The sequence below is a fragment of the Micromonospora sp. DT201 genome, assembly GCF_049841575.1.
Classification (GTDB): Bacteria; Actinomycetota; Actinomycetes; order Mycobacteriales; family Micromonosporaceae; genus Micromonospora.
This window is the reverse complement of sequence record NZ_JBNCKP010000009.1, coordinates 135,543-151,929: the sequence shown is the minus strand read 5'-3', so window position 1 is coordinate 151,929 and position 16,387 is coordinate 135,543. Positions and strand designations below refer to the sequence as shown.

Annotated in this window: 12 protein-coding genes and 1 pseudogene; 9 read left to right on the top strand and 4 right to left on the bottom strand. The window is 71.0% G+C overall.

Translation table 11 applies throughout. From position 1 onward, the window contains the following. Positions 1-151: 151 nt before the first annotated feature. On the bottom strand, positions 152-742 hold the full coding sequence (locus ACLQ28_RS17430; RefSeq protein ID WP_425687318.1) for a dihydrofolate reductase family protein: 591 nt from the start codon (positions 740-742) through the stop codon (positions 152-154). Between the two features lie 303 nt (positions 743-1,045). Here ACLQ28_RS17430 and ACLQ28_RS17425 point away from each other — a divergent pair, with 303 nt between their 5' ends. From ACLQ28_RS17425 to ACLQ28_RS17415, 3 genes are all read left to right on the top strand, one after another. Further along, complete coding sequence (locus ACLQ28_RS17425; RefSeq protein ID WP_425687317.1) at positions 1,046-2,668, top strand: alkaline phosphatase D family protein; 1,623 nt, start codon at positions 1,046-1,048, stop codon at positions 2,666-2,668. A 233-nt stretch (positions 2,669-2,901) separates the two neighbouring features. Next, a complete protein-coding gene (locus tag ACLQ28_RS17420; RefSeq protein ID WP_425687316.1) occupies positions 2,902-3,882 on the top strand; it encodes an ATP-binding cassette domain-containing protein in 981 nt (326 codons plus the stop codon). Further along, complete coding sequence (locus ACLQ28_RS17415) at positions 3,879-4,706, top strand: ABC transporter permease (protein WP_425687315.1); 828 nt, start codon at positions 3,879-3,881, stop codon at positions 4,704-4,706. The genes ACLQ28_RS17420 and ACLQ28_RS17415 overlap by 4 nt, the downstream gene beginning before the upstream one ends. Position 4,707: 1 nt before the next feature. Here ACLQ28_RS17415 and ACLQ28_RS17410 read toward each other — a convergent pair whose 3' ends face one another. Continuing rightward, positions 4,708-7,887 carry a BTAD domain-containing putative transcriptional regulator gene (locus tag ACLQ28_RS17410; RefSeq protein WP_425687314.1) on the bottom strand — a complete coding sequence of 1,060 codons (3,180 nt, stop codon included), beginning with the start codon at positions 7,885-7,887 and terminating at the stop codon, positions 4,708-4,710. Between the two features lie 53 nt (positions 7,888-7,940). Here ACLQ28_RS17410 and ACLQ28_RS17405 point away from each other — a divergent pair. From ACLQ28_RS17405 to ACLQ28_RS17395, 3 genes and pseudogenes are all read left to right on the top strand, one after another. Then, positions 7,941-8,429: pseudogene (locus ACLQ28_RS17405) on the top strand (siderophore-interacting protein); the annotation flags it as partial. A gap of 140 nt (positions 8,430-8,569) precedes the next feature. Next, on the top strand, positions 8,570-10,030 hold the full coding sequence (locus ACLQ28_RS17400) for an SDR family NAD(P)-dependent oxidoreductase (RefSeq protein WP_425687313.1): 1,461 nt from the start codon (positions 8,570-8,572) through the stop codon (positions 10,028-10,030). Positions 10,031-10,063: 33 nt separating this feature from the next. Beyond that, positions 10,064-10,540 (top strand): heme-degrading domain-containing protein, encoded by a 477-nt coding sequence (locus ACLQ28_RS17395; protein WP_425687312.1) that lies wholly within the window; start codon positions 10,064-10,066, stop codon positions 10,538-10,540. A 27-nt stretch (positions 10,541-10,567) separates the two neighbouring features. Here the strand turns inward: ACLQ28_RS17395 and ACLQ28_RS17390 are convergent, their stop codons facing one another. Beyond that, entirely contained in the window at positions 10,568-12,136 is a 1,569-nt protein-coding gene (locus ACLQ28_RS17390) for a mucoidy inhibitor MuiA family protein (RefSeq protein WP_425687311.1), read from the bottom strand. Positions 12,137-12,351: 215 nt separating this feature from the next. Here ACLQ28_RS17390 and ACLQ28_RS17385 point away from each other — a divergent pair, with 215 nt between their 5' ends. Together ACLQ28_RS17385 and ACLQ28_RS17380 are read left to right on the top strand one after the other, a co-directional pair. After that, positions 12,352-13,017 (top strand): GAD-like domain-containing protein, encoded by a 666-nt coding sequence (locus ACLQ28_RS17385; protein WP_425687310.1) that lies wholly within the window; start codon positions 12,352-12,354, stop codon positions 13,015-13,017. Positions 13,018-13,117: 100 nt separating this feature from the next. Then, entirely contained in the window at positions 13,118-13,372 is a 255-nt protein-coding gene (locus ACLQ28_RS17380) for a DUF7161 family protein (protein ID WP_425687408.1), read from the top strand. Positions 13,373-13,440: 68 nt separating this feature from the next. Here ACLQ28_RS17380 and ACLQ28_RS17375 read toward each other — a convergent pair whose 3' ends face one another. Beyond that, entirely contained in the window at positions 13,441-14,817 is a 1,377-nt protein-coding gene (locus ACLQ28_RS17375) for an FAD-dependent oxidoreductase (protein ID WP_425687309.1), read from the bottom strand. A gap of 179 nt (positions 14,818-14,996) precedes the next feature. Here ACLQ28_RS17375 and ACLQ28_RS17370 point away from each other — a divergent pair, with 179 nt between their 5' ends. After that, positions 14,997-16,382: a serine hydrolase domain-containing protein gene (locus tag ACLQ28_RS17370; protein WP_425687308.1), complete on the top strand. Its 1,386-nt coding sequence runs from the start codon at positions 14,997-14,999 to the stop codon at positions 16,380-16,382. The last annotated feature ends 5 nt before the right edge of the window (positions 16,383-16,387 follow it).

Below are 16,387 nucleotides of genomic sequence, written 5' to 3'. Positions count from 1 at the left end.
AAGAGCGGTCGCGCCGCCCGTACCTCCGCCGACGCAGCACGCCCCCGCTGCGCCGGGCAGCTCTACGACGGCCTCGACCGCACCGGCCGGGCTCCCCGCCAGGGAGCCCGGCCGGTCCCGTGGGCGGGCCAGTCGAGAGACCGGCAAGCGGTCACTTCGGGACGTCGAAGCGCAGGTGTGTGACGTGTGGTGATTCGATCACCGCGGTTCGTTCGAGTTCGATGTGGTCCGTGCCGAGGTGGTCGAACAGGCGCGTGCCGGTACCGAGGAACACCGGTACGAGTTGGAGTTGGATCTCGTCCACCAGCCCGGCCTTGACGAACTGTTGCCCTGTGGTGGGCCCGCCCATGATGAGGACGCTCCGGTCGTCGGCTGCTTGTCGCGCCTGCCGCAGCGTGCTGTGCAGTCCGTCGTTCACGAACGTGAAGACGTCACTCTTCATCCTCAACGGGTCGCGCGACTCATGAGTGACCACGAAGCACGGCACCGGGAACGGAGTGTCCTGCCACAGGTCCACGCCGACATCGAACGTCCGTTTGCCGATCACCACGGCGCCGGTGGTCGCATAACGCTCTCGTACCTGCGCGGCGTCCACCCCGACCGGGTTGACCCCGTCGGCTGCCACCGCGCGGTCCTCGCCAGCCTGGAACAGCCACTCGTGCAGCCGCTCGCCGCCTCTGCCCATCGGTTGTCTGGTGGTGACGTCAGGTCCGGCGGCGAAGCCGTCCAACGACACGCTCATGCTCAACACTGTGCGGCCCATCGGGTTCTCCTCATCGGTCACTTTTGGGTCATGCCGTGCGGAGAGCCAACCGTTCCGGATCGACTTCCGGTCTGGGTTGTATCCCGGCGCTATGGATCTCGCCAGCCGCTCGGCGGCTGCGCCGACCAGCCCACCTGGGCGGCAGTGCCTGGTGGCAGATCATCGAGGACTGCACCGGCTAGATGATCATGAGCTGGTCGGTGGCCGTTCACGGATAAGTGCCGCCAGTGCCACGTTATAGCGCTTGAATCGGCGCGGCATCGTCCCGATAAGGAGAAATCCGTGGCTGAACTCAATCGCCGGCAACTACTCAAGTCCGCGGTCGCGGCGGGCATCGTGCCCCTGGTGCCGGCAGAGCAACTCGCCCAGCACGAGGATCCCCAGCGCCCCGCCGGTCGTCCGACTCCGTTCCTGCACGGGGTGGCCAGTGGTGACCCACTCCCCGACCGGGTGATCCTGTGGACCCGTCTGACCCTGCCGGCGGGACGCACCGAGCGGGCGCGGGCCACCTGGGTCGTCGCCAAGGATCCCGAACTCCGGCACGTCGTCCGCGAAGGCAGCACCTACACCGACGCGTCACGCGACTGGACCGTCAAGGTGGACGCGGACCGACTCAAGCACGGAACCACCTACTACTACGCCTTCTCCGCGGAGGGGGCCAGATCAGAAGTCGGGCGGACCCGCACCGCGGTGGTGGGTTCACCGGATGCCGTACGGCTAGCAGTCGTCACCTGCGGTGACTACACCCGCGGCCTGTTCAACGCCTACGGACGCCTCGCCGAACGCGACGACATCGACGCCGTCGTCCACCTCGGCGATTACATCTACGAGGGCGACAAACAGGACAAGGTACGTCCGCACATTCCGGCCGTGGAGCTGCGCACGCTCGCCGAATACCGCGGTCGGTACGCGTCATACCGGCTGGACGCGAACCTGGCGAAGATGCACCGTCGCCACCCGATGATCTGGGTGTGGGACGACCACGAGACCTGCGACGGCACCTGGCGCGACGGCGCCGACCCGAAGAACCACGACCCGGCGGAGGACGGCCCGTTCTCGGCCCGCAAGCTCGCTGCCCGGCAGGCCGCATTCGAGTGGCTGCCGATCCGGCTGCCCGACCCCCGCAACCCGGAACGCATCTACCGGAACTTCGCCTTCGGCAACCTCGTCGATCTCATCATGCTCGACACCCGACGGATTGGACGGGATCGCCAGGGCGAGGGCAACGTGGGCGAGGACGCCTTCACGATGACCGGTGTCTTCGCCGACCCCGCGCGCCAGATCCTCGGAAAGGAGCAGGAACGGTGGTTCCTCGACTCGCTGCGCAAGAGCAAGGCTGCGTGGCGCATCGTCGGCAACCAGGTCATGTTCTCCCAACTGAAGGCTGTCGGCGCGACCAACGCCAGCAATGCCAGCGTCTACACCAACCCGGACCAGTGGGACGGCTACGGCCCGGCCCGTGACCGGGTATTCGACGTACTCGAGAACAAGCACGTCGATGACGTCGTCATCGTGACCGGCGACGTCCACGCGTCGCTCGCCCTCGAGGTCACCCGCGACCCCAACAACCCCGCGGCCTACGACCCGGCCACGAGTAAGGGAGCGGTTGCCGTCGAGTTCGTGGCACCGTCGATCAGCTCTGCCGGAGACCCGGAGCCCGAAGACGAACGGCGTCCCGCTGAGCGCCTGGTAGCCACCACCGAGGCTGCGGTCCCGAACCCCCACCTCAAGTACGTCCGCAGCGGGCTCAACGGCTATCTGCTTCTCGACATCAACCGTAAGCGCGTCGAAGCCGAATACTGGCTGGTGCCGTTCGTCGGTCAGCCCACCGACCAGGAGGCACTCGACCGGTCGTTCACCGTTCCACGGGGACGCGCCGCCCTGGTGGACCGAGCTGCCAACTGATCCGCCTCAGGCAGCCGCCGATCTCGCCGGTCGAACCGAGGTTCGACCGGTGAGATGGTCACCGTCCGCCACTGCAGTCGGTGAGCGCGGGTTGTTCGGCCCGTAGAGGCCCGACCTACGAGGTGATCTCCGCCGTCGGTCGCCCGCCCGGCGGTTGCGGTGTCAGCGGGTGTCGGTGCCGGTGTCGGTGGCCTGTCGGGGCGGTGTCAGGCGGCCCGCGCAGGCTGTGGGACATGACAGCTGATCTGGTGATCGAGGCCGAGGGCCTCGTCAAGACCTTCGGGAAGACGAGGGCGCTGCAGGGCGTGGACCTCGCCGTGCCCCGTGGGACGGTGCTCGGGGTGCTCGGCCCCAACGGCGCCGGCAAGACCACCGCCGTGCGCATCCTCTCCACGCTCCTGACCCCGGACGGCGGCAGCGCCCGGATCAGTGGCTTCGACGTGGTCCGCGACGCCGAGCGGGTCCGGCAGAGCATCGGCCTCACCGGCCAGTACGCCTCGGTCGACGAGGACCTGACCGGGCGGCAGAACCTGGAGCTGTTCGGCACCCTGCTGGAGCTGGGGCGTACGGGCGCCCGGCGGCGGGCCGCCGAACTGCTCGACTGGTTCGACCTGACCGCCGCCGCGAACCGGCAGGCCAAGACCTACTCCGGTGGCATGCGGCGACGGCTGGACCTGGCCGCAAGCCTCGTCGGATCCCCCGACGTGATCTTCCTGGACGAGCCGACCACCGGACTCGACCCGGCCAAGCGCGAGGACATGTGGGACGTGGTCCGCTCGCTGGTCGCCAACGGCTCGACGGTGCTGCTCACCACCCAGTACCTGGAGGAGGCCGACGCGCTCGCTGACGCGATCACGGTGATCGACCATGGCCGGGTCATCGCGCACGACACACCCGAAGGGCTCAAGCGGGTGGTCGGCGGGCAGACCCTGGAGGTCCGTCCGTCCGACCCGGCGCAGCTGCCCCGAACCGCGGCGATCCTGACCCAGGTCGGCTCCGGTGCGCAGGCCGACGAGATCCGCAAGGGCGTGCTCGCGGTGCCCGTCACCGACGACGCGGCCCTCACCGAGAGCGTGGCGCGGTTCGCCACCGCCGGCATCGCGGTCACCGAACTCTCCCTGCACCTGCCGAGCCTCGACGAGGTGTTCTTCACCCTCACCGGGCGTACGGCGTCCGAAGACGACACCACCCGCCCCACGGAGGTCGCGGCATGAGCACCCTGGTCGAAACAGCACCCAAGGAAAACCCCGTCCTCTCGGCGGCGGTCCCGAACCCACGGCCGTTCCGGCTGGTCCGGCACTCGTTGGCGCTCGCCAAGCGCAGCCTCATCAAGACCTGGCGTACGCCCGAGGCGCTCATCGACGTCACGCTGCAGCCGGTGCTGTTCCTCATCATCTTCGTGTACATCTTCGGCGGCGCGGTCGCCGGATCCACCCATGACTACCTGCAGTTCCTGCTGCCCGGCATCCTGGCGCAGACCATCGCCACCGGCGCCATCGCGATCGGCGTCAACCTCAACACCGACATCGCCAAGGGCATCTTCGACCGGTTCCGGTCGCTGCCGATCCCGCGCTCCGCACCACTTGTCGGTGCGGTCCTCGGCGACGTCGTCCGGTACGTGATCGTCACGGTCTCGACCCTCGCGATCGGCTACCTGCTCGGCTTCCGGATCGATACCGACCCGTTCCGGGCGATCGCCGGGTGCCTGCTCGCGGTGCTGTTCGCGCTGTGCCTCAGCTGGCTTCCGGTGCTCGTGTCGATGAAGGTGCGCACCCCGGGCGCCGTGCAGGGTGTGATGTTCGCGCTGATCATGCCGCTGAGCTTCGCGTCGAACGTGTTCGTCGGCGCCGACACCCTGCCGGGCTGGATGCAGGCCTTCGTCGACGTCAACCCGATGACCCACCTGGTGGCGTCGGTACGCGGACTGTTCCTCGGCACCCCGGTCGGCAACCACGTGTGGTGGACGCTCGCCTGGTGCGCCGGCTTCGTGGCGGTATTCATGCCGCTGGCGCTGCGCGCGTACCGCAAGAAGATCTGACCTACGCGAGTAGGTCGTCCATCAACTCGCGGATCCGGGTGACGGCCGCGGCGACCGGCCGCTCACGCCAGGCGGCCACCAACGGCTCACGCTGCTCCTCATCCCCGAGGGTGGCGTTGAGCCGTTCGCCCTTCCCCGAGGGGAAGAACATATCGATGTGGGTGCCGATCCGCGTCGCGAGCGCGGACAGCTCGCGGGCCGTGCCGACGTCCTCCCGGCACGCCGCGAGTTCCGCGCCGCCCGAGGCCCACGCCCCGATCACCGGAAGGTCCTTCGAGGCCAGCGCTTCGTCGCCAGCGAGCGACAGCAACGCGGCGGCCTGGACGGCGGCCTCGGTTTCCTGCACCCGCCGCGCCTCGGCCACTCGCAGGTAGAGGACCGCCACCGCGACCCGGAGCATGACGCGCGGCTGCGGCGGCGGCCCGGTCCACCCGGCGAGAGTGCGGGTCACCTCGTCGGCGTGGGCGAGCGCGTCGTCGTACCGTTCACGCTGCCACGCCAGTTGGGCCAGACCGAGACGAGCCTGCGCGACGTCCGTCAGCTCGGCGTGGCCTGGTGCGGCGGTTTCACCCAGGCGCCCCTCTGCCTCCGGGTCGCCGGCGAGGGCGAGCTGCACGTCCAGCATCACCCGGACCGACCGAGCGTCCTGCGTCGCGCCGAGGAGATCCATGTGGCGCACGCTGCGCGCCAACCAGTCGGTCGAGCGGGCGTCACCGCGCGGGGCGAAGAAGTGCCCGGCGGCCTGCGCCGCCACCGCCATGCCCCAGTGGTCCCCGACGACCTCGAAGCGGTGGTACGCCTGCTCGGCGTCGCCGATCGATTCCTCCGACATGCCGCTGTTCTCCCGTACCGCTGCGCGCGCGAACAGGCCGAGCCCCTGCACGTACGGGTCCGGATGCGCGATCATCTCGTCCGCGCTCTTCATGCTCCGTTCCAGATCGGACGTGTCGAAGCCGGGCAACGCCGACGCGAGCGCGGTCAGCCGGGGCGACACCTCGGCGGCCCGCTCGGCCAGGAGCGTCCGCAGGGCCCGCCGGGCGAGCACGGCGAGCCGCAGCTCGCCACTGATGCCGGAGTTCACGCTGATCACCACGCCCGTCCAGGCGAGTCGATCGGCGTCGGGCAGTGGCCGGCCGCTGGCCCGGCCCTGCAGGATCGCCGACCGCTGTCGCCGCTGCGGGTGGTCGACGTTCAGCAGCCCTCGCGCCCACGCGAGGACCTCAAGGTGCAGGCCACGCACGGTCCAGAGGTGGAACAACGCGGTGGCGACGTCAACGGCTGCCGGCTCGTCGTCCTGCCCCAGTGCCCACCGCAGGCCCGCGAGCAGGTTGTCCTGCTCGGCGGCGCAGCGGTCGAGCGCCTCGACCTGGCCGGGGCCGACGAAGCTGCCGGCGAGCGCGGCGGCCTCATCCCGGGCCCAACCGACCAGACCCGCCATCGCCGCAGCACGGTCGCCGGCGGCGTCCAGGCGGGCTTCGCCGTACTCGCGGACGGTTTCGAGCATCCGGTAGCGGGGTGGCCCGTCGCCCTCGACCAGGGTCAGCAGGGACTGTTCGACGAGCATCGCAAGCCCGCGCCGTACGTCCGCCCTCTGCGCGACCGCGGCGGCGAGGTCCGCGGTGAACGGCGCGGGAATGACCGCGATCCGCTGCAACAGCGCCCGGTCGTCGGGGGCGAGAAGTTCCCGACTCCAGTCGACCATCGCCCACAGGCTCGCGTGGCGGTCCGGCAGACCGCGCAGTGCGTCATCGAGCAGCGCGAACCGGTCGGTCAGCCCGGCGAGCACGTCGTCGATCGGCATGTGCCGCAGTCGTGCGGCGGCCAACTCGAGCGCCAGTGGCAGGTTGTCGAGCCGGTGACAGAGCGCAAGGGCGCGGGTGGTGTCCCAGGTCGGCACTGCACCACCGGCCCGTGCCCGGGACTCGATCAGCGCGAGCGCATCGGAGTCGGGCAGCGCGGTCAGTCGGTGGACCTGCTCGCCGGCGAGGCCCAGCGGGGCCCGACTCGTGGCGAGCACCGCGACGTCCGGCGAGGTCACCGCGAGGAGGTCCGCGACGACGGTGGCCACCGCGTCGAGGACGTGCTCGCAGTTGTCCAGCACGACCAGTCCGTCGAGATCCGGCACCACGGCGCGCAGCCGTTCCTCGGGGTTGAGGACCCGCCGTTCGAGGCCCAGGTTGCCCCCGGCCACCGCGGTGTCCGCGCCACCGAGTGCCGCGAGCACCGTGGGCAGCACCTCGTCGGACGAGCGCAGGCCGGCGAGTTCGACAACCCGTACCGCCCGCCCGGCCGCCGCCGTGCGCCGGGCCACCTCGGCGGCCAGGCGGGTCTTGCCGGCACCACCGGTCGCCACGATCGTCACCAGGGCCGCCTCGGTGAGCGCCTCGCCCACGGTCTCGACGTCGCGCTCCCGACCGACGAGGGCGGTCAGCCGTCGCCGCCACGCGGGAGGCAGGTCGATCCGCGCCGGCTGCCGGGGTGGCGTCGCGACGGCCGGTGCGGTGAGTTCCCCGCGCAGCAACGACAGGTGCGCCTGCGCGATCACGGGCGACGGATCCGTGCCGTACCGGTCGGCCAGTTCGGCCCGGAGTCGCTCCACCACCTCCAGCGCCTCCGCCTCCCGGCCCTGGGCGGCGAGGACCTGGACGAGCAGGGCGGCGGACGGCTCGTCCGGGGGCGTACGCGCGACGAGCCGGCGCAGGTCGGCCTCGTCGAACGAGCCCGCACCGGCGAGTGCCGCCTGCGCGCGCAGCGCGGCGACGTCCGCGAACAGGCGTGTGTCCTCGGTGGTGACGAGCTCCGGGACCTCGGGGAACAGGGCACGCGCCTGATCGGCCAGGCTGCGGGCGGTGCGGACGTCGCCGCTGCCGAACCCGGTCCGCGCCTGATCGACGAGCGCCCGCGCCTCGACCGCGTCGATGGTGACGTCCTCGGTGGGCAGACGGTATCCGCCCGGCACCGCGACCACGGGCAGCCCGAGACGGCGCACCCGGGACACGAGCGCCTGGACGGCGCCGGTCGCGTCGTCGGGCGGCGCGCCGTCCCACACGGCTTCCACGAGCAGGCTCGTGGAGACTGCCCGGCCACGCGCGTCAGCGAGCGCGCGGATCACCGCCGCGAGCCGTTCACCCCGAACGGGCTGGCCGTCGACGGCGAGTGGGCCGAGGGTCGTGATCTGCACGGAACCAGCATCCCTCACGCGTGCACGGACCCTACGACCGCCGGTCCGCCAGCGGGGTCGAGTTCCGACCGCCGACGGGGGCCACCCTGCTGCTGGCCGGGGACGAGACGGCCGTGCCGGCGATCAGCGCCATCTGCGAGCGGCTTCCCCTCGATGCCCGGGGCACGGTCGTGCTGGAGGTGCCCGACGCCGACGACGTGCTGCCACTGGTGGCTCCCCCGGGCATCGACGTCCGCTGGACGCCTCGCGGCGCCGACGGATACGGCAGCCGCCTGGTGTCCGCCGTCGCCGCTGCGGCGGAGGCACTGCTGGCCCCTGGCACCTCGAAGGCGGCCCGGCCGGTGTCGGACGTGGACGTGGACACCGAGATCCTGTGGGAGGTTCCCGACGAGGTGGCCGAGGTAGGGCTGTATGCGTGGCTGGCCGGGGAAGCAGGCGTCATCCGTAACCTGCGCCGGCATCTGGTCGCCGAGCGAGGTCTCGACCGACGGGCGGTGGCCTTCATGGGCTACTGGCGTCTCGGCCGCGCCGACACCGACTGAACGCAGACCCTGCTCACGCTGCGCGCTACCGCGCGACGAACGCGGGGTGCATCGGGGACCGCGCGGTGCGTACAGTTTTGGGTCGGACTTGGGGCGGGCCGGCTGGATCCGGCACGGGATACGGGACGAGACACAGACGCATGACGGTGGACAACATTACCGAAAACGCTCAAGACGGCATTGACCGAGACCGGCTGGAGGCCTGCCTCAGCGTCTTCGAGGCGTTGGAGGAGCTGCCACCCGACCACCCCGACGTGGTGCGGGTGCAGCGGGCCACCGCCCGGCTCTACAAGGTGATCAAGCAGCGGCGACGCGAGGAACGGCGAGATGCCATCCTCGCCGCCGACCGGGCAGTGACGGAGGCCACCGCCACCGGCGCACCGGGGCGAATCGACGACGAGACCCAGGGCATCCCGCTTGCGTCCTCCGCCGCAGGTGAGACGGCGGGCTTCCTGCACAATCCGCGCGGCTGCTACGTCTGCAAGCAGCGCTACCGCGAGGTGGACGCCTTCTACCACCAGCTCTGCCCGTCCTGCGCCGCGCTCAACCGGGAGCGCCGCGACGCCCGTACCGACCTGACCGGGCGGCGCGCACTGCTCACCGGCGGCCGGGCGAAGATCGGCATGTACATCGCGCTGCGGTTGCTGCGCGACGGCGCGCACACGACGGTGACCACGCGGTTCCCGCACGACGCGGTCCGCAGGTTCGCTGCCATGCCCGACAGCGGGGACTGGCTGCACCGCCTGCGCATCGTCGGGATCGACCTGCGCGACCCCGCCCAGGTGATCGCCCTCGCCGACTCGGTCAGCAGCCAGGGCCCTCTCGACATCCTGATCAACAACGCGGCGCAGACCGTCCGCCGCTCCCCCGGGGCGTACGCGCAGCTCATCGCCGCGGAGGCCGCGGCCCTGCCGGACGGCCCGCTGCCGGAGCTGATCACGTTCGCCAAGCCGGACAGCCAGGGCGGCCCGGTGGGCAGCCTGACCGCCGGGCCACAGTCCACCGCGCTCACCCCGCACGCGCTCACCGCGCTGGCCCTCACCAGCGGCTCCGCCTCGCCGGAACGGATCGCCGCGTCCACGGCCATCGACGCCGGAGGTCTCGTGCCGGACCTCGACTCGGTCAACAGCTGGGTCCAGCGGGTGCAGGAGGTGGACCCGGTCGAGCTGCTCGAAGTGCAGCTGTGCAACGTCACCGCGCCGTTCGTGCTGGTCAGCCGGCTTCGCCCGGCGATGGCCGCAGCGTCGGCCCGCCGCAAGTACGTGGTGAACGTGTCGGCGATGGAGGGCCAGTTCGGCCGCGGCTACAAGGGCCCGGGGCACCCGCACACCAACATGGCCAAGGCCGCGCTGAACATGCTGACCCGCACCAGCGCGCAGGAGATGCTGACCGACGGCATCCTGATGACCAGCGTCGACACGGGCTGGATCACCGACGAACGACCGCACCCGACGAAGATGCGGCTGGCCGACGAAGGTTTCCACGCCCCGCTCGACCTGGTGGACGGTGCGGCCCGGGTGTACGACCCGATCGTCCGCGGCGAGCTGGGCGAGGACCTGTACGGCTGTTTCCTGAAGGACTACGCGCCCTGCGCCTGGTGACCGACTTTGCCACCGTCGAACGAGGAGAAGCACATGTCAGTTGACCGTGACCCGTGGCCGACGCTTGACGAGTTGCTGCGCGAGGAGGCCGAGCTGGAGCTCGCCGGCCTGTCCGAGACGGACGCGTACGAGCTGGGGATGCTCGCCGTCGCCGCCGCGAGTGAGCAGCGGCTGCCGGTCTCGGTTGGCGTGTGGCGGGCCGGCCGCCAGCTGTTCCACTGTGGCCTGCCCGGGTCGACGGCGGACAACGACGGTTGGCTGCGCCGCAAGGGGCGAGTGGTGATGCGGTTCGAGCACTCGTCGCTATACATGGCCCGCCTGTGCCAGGACAAGCAGGTGACGCTGACCGAGAGGTTCGGTCTGCCGGCCTCCCGCTACGCGGCGGCCGGGGGTGCGCTTCCCCTGCGCGTTCGCGGCACCGGCGTGGTGGGCTGGGTCGGCGTCTCCGGGCTTCCGCAGCTGGACGACCACCGCTTCGTCGTCGACATCCTGCGCAAGCTTCCCCGCTAGGCCCGACCCTGAATCATCACTCGGTGCCTACTCCCGCCAGCCGGTCAGTTCCACCCCCTTGGCCAACTCCACGCGGAAGCCGATGGCGATCTCACCGCTGTCGCCCGGCGCGAGCGACAGCCGCCAGGCCAGCTCTCCCAGCTCCGTACGCTCCGCCGGAGCCGGCGTCAGGTTCGTCTCCCGCACCACCACCGCCTCGTCGCGGGACACCGGCAACTGGTCGCGTACCTCGACCGTCGCCGACCGGGGTGTGTGGTTGGCGACGGTGATCCGGTAGTCCACCTCCCGCCGCCGCGTCGACCCGAGCGTGGCCTTGGTCTCCGAGCGCCGGTGCAGCTTCCGCTCCACCCGCAGCCGGTCGTCGACCCCGAGCCCCAGCTCGATCTCCTCGCCCGGCGCCCACATCGGCAGCCCGGTGGCCGCGACGAAATCGGCGCCGTGGAACACCGCCGCCGGACCGGGCAGCATCGTGTGATCTGACGTGTTGCGTACCGTGGCACGCAGGTGCGCCTCGGCGGCGCGGACCGGCACGGTCACGTGGTCCAGTCGGGCTGGCAGCTCCAGCACGGCGATGGTGGCTCGGTGCGCGCTGCCATCGGCCGGCACGGCGGCCGGCCGGGCCGGCCGATAGGTGGCCGCGCTGACGCCCTGCTCGACCTGGGCGACGCTCTCTTGCAACCGCGGCCGGGGCGCTGCGGACCGGGCCGGCGCCCCGCCCGGTGCCGGGGGCGGCATCCCGACCGGCACGGTCGCCGCCGCGGCCCCGGCTGACGCCGGCCGAAACCGGTCGAGATACCAGGGCGACAATTCGGGTACGCCGGTCGTCGCGGCCGGCCGGGCGGTCGAGAGCTGGAGCTCGCACTCCGGCCAGTCCTCTCCGGTGCTCTGGCTGACCAACCCGAACCAGGTGACGGTCATGGTGTCCTCGACCAGCCGCAGGTCATACGAGGGCCGCCACACCGCACCGTCGACCAGGTAGGTCAGCTCCAGCTCCAACTCCGCGCCGTCGGCCGCCACCGAGACCGTCACCTCGGCGGCCAACCGGTCCGGCGTCCGCTTGCCGCGCGCGGCGTTCAGGTCGCGCTCGACCGCGGCCAACTCCGCGGCCAACTCGGTGCGCCGCCGAGACAGCCCGCGCCGCCGGCTGCGTGACTCGGCGAGCTGACCCGCCACCGAGTCGGTGAAGGCCGCCACGTCGGTCGGCGCCGCGTCGCCGGAGGCCAACGCCCGGGCGTACGTGCCACCGGCGCGCTCGGCCAACCGGGTGAGGAACTCCCCGCGCTGTTCCTCGATTCCGTCCGCGTCCCCGACCTCGGCCAACTCGTCGTTCAGCTCCCGGTGTCGCTGCTCGAGTCCGACGATCTGCGCGTCGGCGCTGCGGGCCTGCCGCCAGGTGGTCACGTCCACACCGAGTACCGTGGCCGCGCCCCGACCACCGACCCGGATGGAGTCGCGCCGCAGGCCGAGTGGGAGTGGCGCGATGCGTACGCGGTGCTCGCCGGCGGTCAACCGAGGACTGCCCCGGCGGGTGACCCGAGCCCGGTCCGGATAGACGGTGACGCCGACGATAGGTGCATCAATCTCTGCGCTTTCCACGGCGCGAGGGTAGTCCAAGCGTGCCAGGTTGCCCGTCGTGCTGGAGGACGATCGGGTGGCGGCGGCCCGCAACAACGCCGGATGGTGTGACATCGTCTGCGGCAGCCACGGGCTGTTGCGGGATGCCGCGACACTCGGCGAACGGGCCGCGGCGCTTCGGTCGGGCAGGCAGGCAGGCAGGCAGGTGGTTCGTGGCACGAGGGGGAGGCGCACCGATGGTGGATGATGATGTAGCCGAGTTGGCTGAGATATGGGGACCTCCAACCTATTCCGCTCCGGTCCACGCTGATCGGCTGGCTCAGTTTGCAGGAGTGGTGCCCGATCTACTGCTGGCGTGTTGGCGTCGGTATGGATTCGCCGGCTTCGGTAACGGATCGTTCTGGTTGTGTGATCCCGAGGTGTGGCAGCCGGCGGTCGACGCATGGACAAGCGGCCTTGCCCTACCGAGAGAAGAGCGATGGATTGCCGTGAGCCGCAGTGCGTTCGGCGATTTGCAGGTGTGGGGACAGCAGACGGGCTCGCGGTTGACGATCACTGCGCAGCACGGGTGGGTGGTCCATACGGATCGGGCGGGCCGCGCGATGTCAGACGATCGCCGCGATGACCGGCTCTACGCGCTGTTGATGTGCCAGGACCGCCGCAGTGTTGACCTGCACGGCGCCGATAAGAAGCCGTTGTTCGATCGGATACTCGCACTGCGTGGCCCGGTAGGCCCCGACACCATCTATGGCTTTGTCCCGGCCTTGGGTCTCGGCGGGGCGCTGCGTCCCGACCGGGCGGAGATCTTCGACGGACCCGTCCATCTGGAGCTACTCGCCGAGCTCTCCGAGCGTCGCATCGTGGACAAAGAAGACCTCCTGCACATGTGGATCGGTCAGTGACCGGCCCAGGCGCTGCCGACGACCGGACGGCAGCTGAGCACCACCGCGCACGGCCGCGCCTTTGCGGGTGTCCGTCATACAGCCGACCAGGCCAGCGTTGATGGTGTGGCGGCCAGTGCGGGCCACCGACACGGGCCTGATTGGACGTGCCGCGCGCCTCTTGACCAGTGATCCGACCGACGATGCGGGATGGCCTGCCGACCTGCCGGCCGGTGTGACGGAAGTGGTCATCGTCGAGGACACTCCGAGCCCGACAGCAACTCTGAAAGTGCAGACCAGCGGGGACGCCGCGCCGAGGAATGCGCGGGTCAGGTTTGACCAGCTCGCTGTACGCGATGCGTTCGTAGAAGGGTAACTGCGGTGTCGATGGGACTCATTCAGATCACGGTCGTCGGACTGGCTGTGCACGGGACGTGCCAACCGTCAGCGTGCGCGGCGGTTGGCACGTAGGGCACCCAGGAGCACGCCGGGCCTGGCCAGCGTGAGCGGGTGCTCCCGCATGGAGACGACCTCGTTGAACCGTCGGGCGGTCGCCACGTCCGTGACGGTCGCGTTGAGGATCTGCCTGCTGGCCCAGCCGGTGATCCGGTAGCCGCGCGGGTAGGGCCCGTCGACGTGGGGAAGCGCGAGGTCGGCGGAGGTCGACGTCGACCATGCGGCGTCGACCACGACCTTCTGCAGAGCCAGGTAGTGGTGCGCGGGCACGGTCAGATCCGGGCCGGACCGCAGGTACGTCGACAGGCAGGCCGCGTGCAGGCCCGCCGCCGTCATTCCCTGCCCGTACACCGGGTTGAAGGACGCGACGGCGTCGCCGACGCTGACGAGCCCGGCCGGAAACCTCTTCAGCGCGTGGAAGTCCCGTCGCCGGCTGTCGGCATGGTGGTAGGTCTGAACGTCGCCGAGCAGCTCCTGGCCGGCGACATCGCCGAACTCGGGTGGGAACTGCTCCCGTAGCCGGCGGACGAAATCCTCCGCGGTCTGGCCGGGACGGTTGTCGCCGTATCCGGCCATCATGGCCATCCACCGGCCATCCTCGATCGCGAAGAACGCGGCGCCGGCCACGTCCGAGGCCATCTTCGGGGTGTGCAGTGCCAGGACGACCGTCGAGGCCGGGTCCACGTCCGGGCGTCGGAACAGGGCGGTCGCATAGTTCAGGTGCACGGTCACTCGCCGCGTGCCCGGCCTGTCCCAGTCGGCCTGCTCCAGCCAGGCCGACAGTTTGCTCGACCGCCCCATGGCGTCCACCACCAGGTCACCGCTCTCGACGCCGGGCGCCCCACCGACGTCGTAACGGACCCCGGTGACCGCGCTGCCGTCGAACACCAGACCGGTGGCACGGGCGGTGACCGTCTTGACGTTGGGCAGTCGAAGCACCTGCTGGCGGATCAAGCCCTCCAGGAGTGGCCTGCTGCCCGCCAGGCTGTCGGCGTCGTCGGGGACGACGACCTTCGGCCGGCCGTCGAGGTAGTTTCGCCGGGCCGCAGGCGGTGCCTCGACCGCACCGCGGGCCACTGCCTGGTCGCGGAATCCCGGGAACAGGAGCTCCAGTTGGAGGAGGCCGCCGGGCAGCAGCGCGTGCAGCTGCGTCCCCTGGGGTACGCCGGGACGCGCTCCGGTCACCTGCGGGTCGTCCCGGTCGATGATGACGACGCTGGTGGCGTAGTCGGACAGCACGCGGGCGGCCAGCAAGCCGGCGACACTGCCGCCGACCACGACTGCCGTACCCATCATCGGGGACGGCTGCCCGGGGGGGCGCACCGCGTTCAGCTCGGCGAAGACCCGGGATGGGGAGAGGGACATCGTGCTCTCCAAGGGTGCGGATGGTCGTTCGACGTGACGCCCGACGATCGTCGCACAACCGCCGAACGCCAACCGACGGTGTCCGCCGGGTGACCACCTGTTGACCGATGGGGTGGACGCGTTCGACGATCGGACGGGTCGATTGGCGCGCGTGCATGTCAACTGTCACGATCTCCGGCATGCCCGTTGCACGTCGTACCCTGCTCGGAGCCGGCCTGGCCGCCGCAGCCTCCGCCCTCACCGGCTGCGGTGACAACGACGCGCTGGGGCCCGATGCGGCCGGTCCCGGCGACGCGGTGACCGCGACCGACGCCGCCGGGAACCGGGTGGGGTTCGGCTCGGCCGGGAACACCACGCCACCCTCCGGCGCGCCGAGCGCCACCGCCTCCCCGGGCGGCGGTGCCGCGCCCGCCGGGCAGGCCGGCTACGCGCAGGACGTGACCGCACTGCTTCGCAAGCAGCTGCCCGCCACACCGCAGGCCGTCACGCACAAGGGCTTCCCCGGTGCTGTCGCTGTCGTCCTGGTCGATGGGAAGACGACGGTGCACACCGCCGTCGGGGAGGCGCTGCGCTACGCCGCTGGCCCGAAGCTCCTCACGGCGAGCAAGCGGGTCGCGATGCGCCCCGACTCCATCTTCGACCTCGCCTCGGTCACGAAGGTGTACACGGCCATCCTGCTGCTGCAGCAGGTCGACAAGGGGCGTGTCGAGCTGGGGGCACCGGTCCGCGACTACCTGCCTGCCTTCACCGGAGCGGGCAAGGAACGGATCACCGTCGAGATGCTGCTCACCCACACCAGCGGCCTCCCCGTCGGCGCCAAGGTCACCGGACTTGCCGACAACGCGGCGCGTTGGAACGCCGTGCTCACCACCGGGCTGGTCTCCGGCGCCGTGCCAGGTGACACGTTCCGCTATTCCAGTGTCGGGCTCATGGTCGCCGGCAAGATCGTCGAGAAGGTCACCGGTCAGCGGCTCGACCAGGCGCTCAAGAGCAACCTCACCGGCCCGCTCGGCCTACGCGACACCGGTTTCAGCCCCAACACCTGGCTGTCCGGCAACGCGAAGGCCAGCCGCCTCGTCGCCACCGACGCCCGCTCGTCCCGGGGCCTGCTCCGTGGCACCGTCCACGACGATGTCGCCAACCACCTCGGCGGCGTCGCCGGTCACGCCGGGATCTTCGCGTCCGCCACCGATCTCGCCGCGATCGGTCAGATGCTCCTGGCCGGGGGCACCCACCAGGGCAAGCGGATCCTCGCCGCGGCGACGGTGCGCCGGATGCTCACCAACCAGAACGCCGGGAAACCGGCCGTCGACCCCGAGCGGCCCAACCGGACGTCGGCCCACGGCCTCGGGGTCGTCCTCAACCAGGCCTGGTTCATGGGCCGGCTCGCCTCGACCCGGACCTTCGGCCACACCGGCTTCGCCGGCCCCTCGCTCCTGGTCGACCCCAACCGCAAACTCGTCCTCGCCCTGCTCACCAACCGTGCGCACCCGAACTGGAGCTGGTCGAACCCCGATCCGGTCCGCGCCGCCGTCGGCGACCTGCTCGCCAGAGAGGTGAACTGACCGAG

Excerpts from the sequence above, each read along its gene's own strand:
- ACLQ28_RS17420 (WP_425687316.1), top strand. The coding sequence starts at position 2,902 with ATGACAGCTGATCTGGTGATCGAGGCCGAGGGCCTCGTCAAGACCTTC.
- ACLQ28_RS17430 (WP_425687318.1), bottom strand. The coding sequence starts at position 742 with ATGAGCGTGTCGTTGGACGGCTTCGCCGCCGGACCTGACGTCACCACC.
- ACLQ28_RS17370 (WP_425687308.1), top strand. The coding sequence starts at position 14,997 with ATGCCCGTTGCACGTCGTACCCTGCTCGGAGCCGGCCTGGCCGCCGCA.
- ACLQ28_RS17380 (WP_425687408.1), top strand. The coding sequence starts at position 13,118 with ATGGTGTGGCGGCCAGTGCGGGCCACCGACACGGGCCTGATTGGACGT.
- ACLQ28_RS17415 (WP_425687315.1), top strand. The coding sequence starts at position 3,879 with ATGAGCACCCTGGTCGAAACAGCACCCAAGGAAAACCCCGTCCTCTCG.
- ACLQ28_RS17385 (WP_425687310.1), top strand. The coding sequence starts at position 12,352 with ATGGTGGATGATGATGTAGCCGAGTTGGCTGAGATATGGGGACCTCCA.
- ACLQ28_RS17395 (WP_425687312.1), top strand. The coding sequence starts at position 10,064 with ATGTCAGTTGACCGTGACCCGTGGCCGACGCTTGACGAGTTGCTGCGC.
- ACLQ28_RS17400 (WP_425687313.1), top strand. The coding sequence starts at position 8,570 with ATGACGGTGGACAACATTACCGAAAACGCTCAAGACGGCATTGACCGA.
- ACLQ28_RS17375 (WP_425687309.1), bottom strand. The coding sequence starts at position 14,817 with ATGTCCCTCTCCCCATCCCGGGTCTTCGCCGAGCTGAACGCGGTGCGC.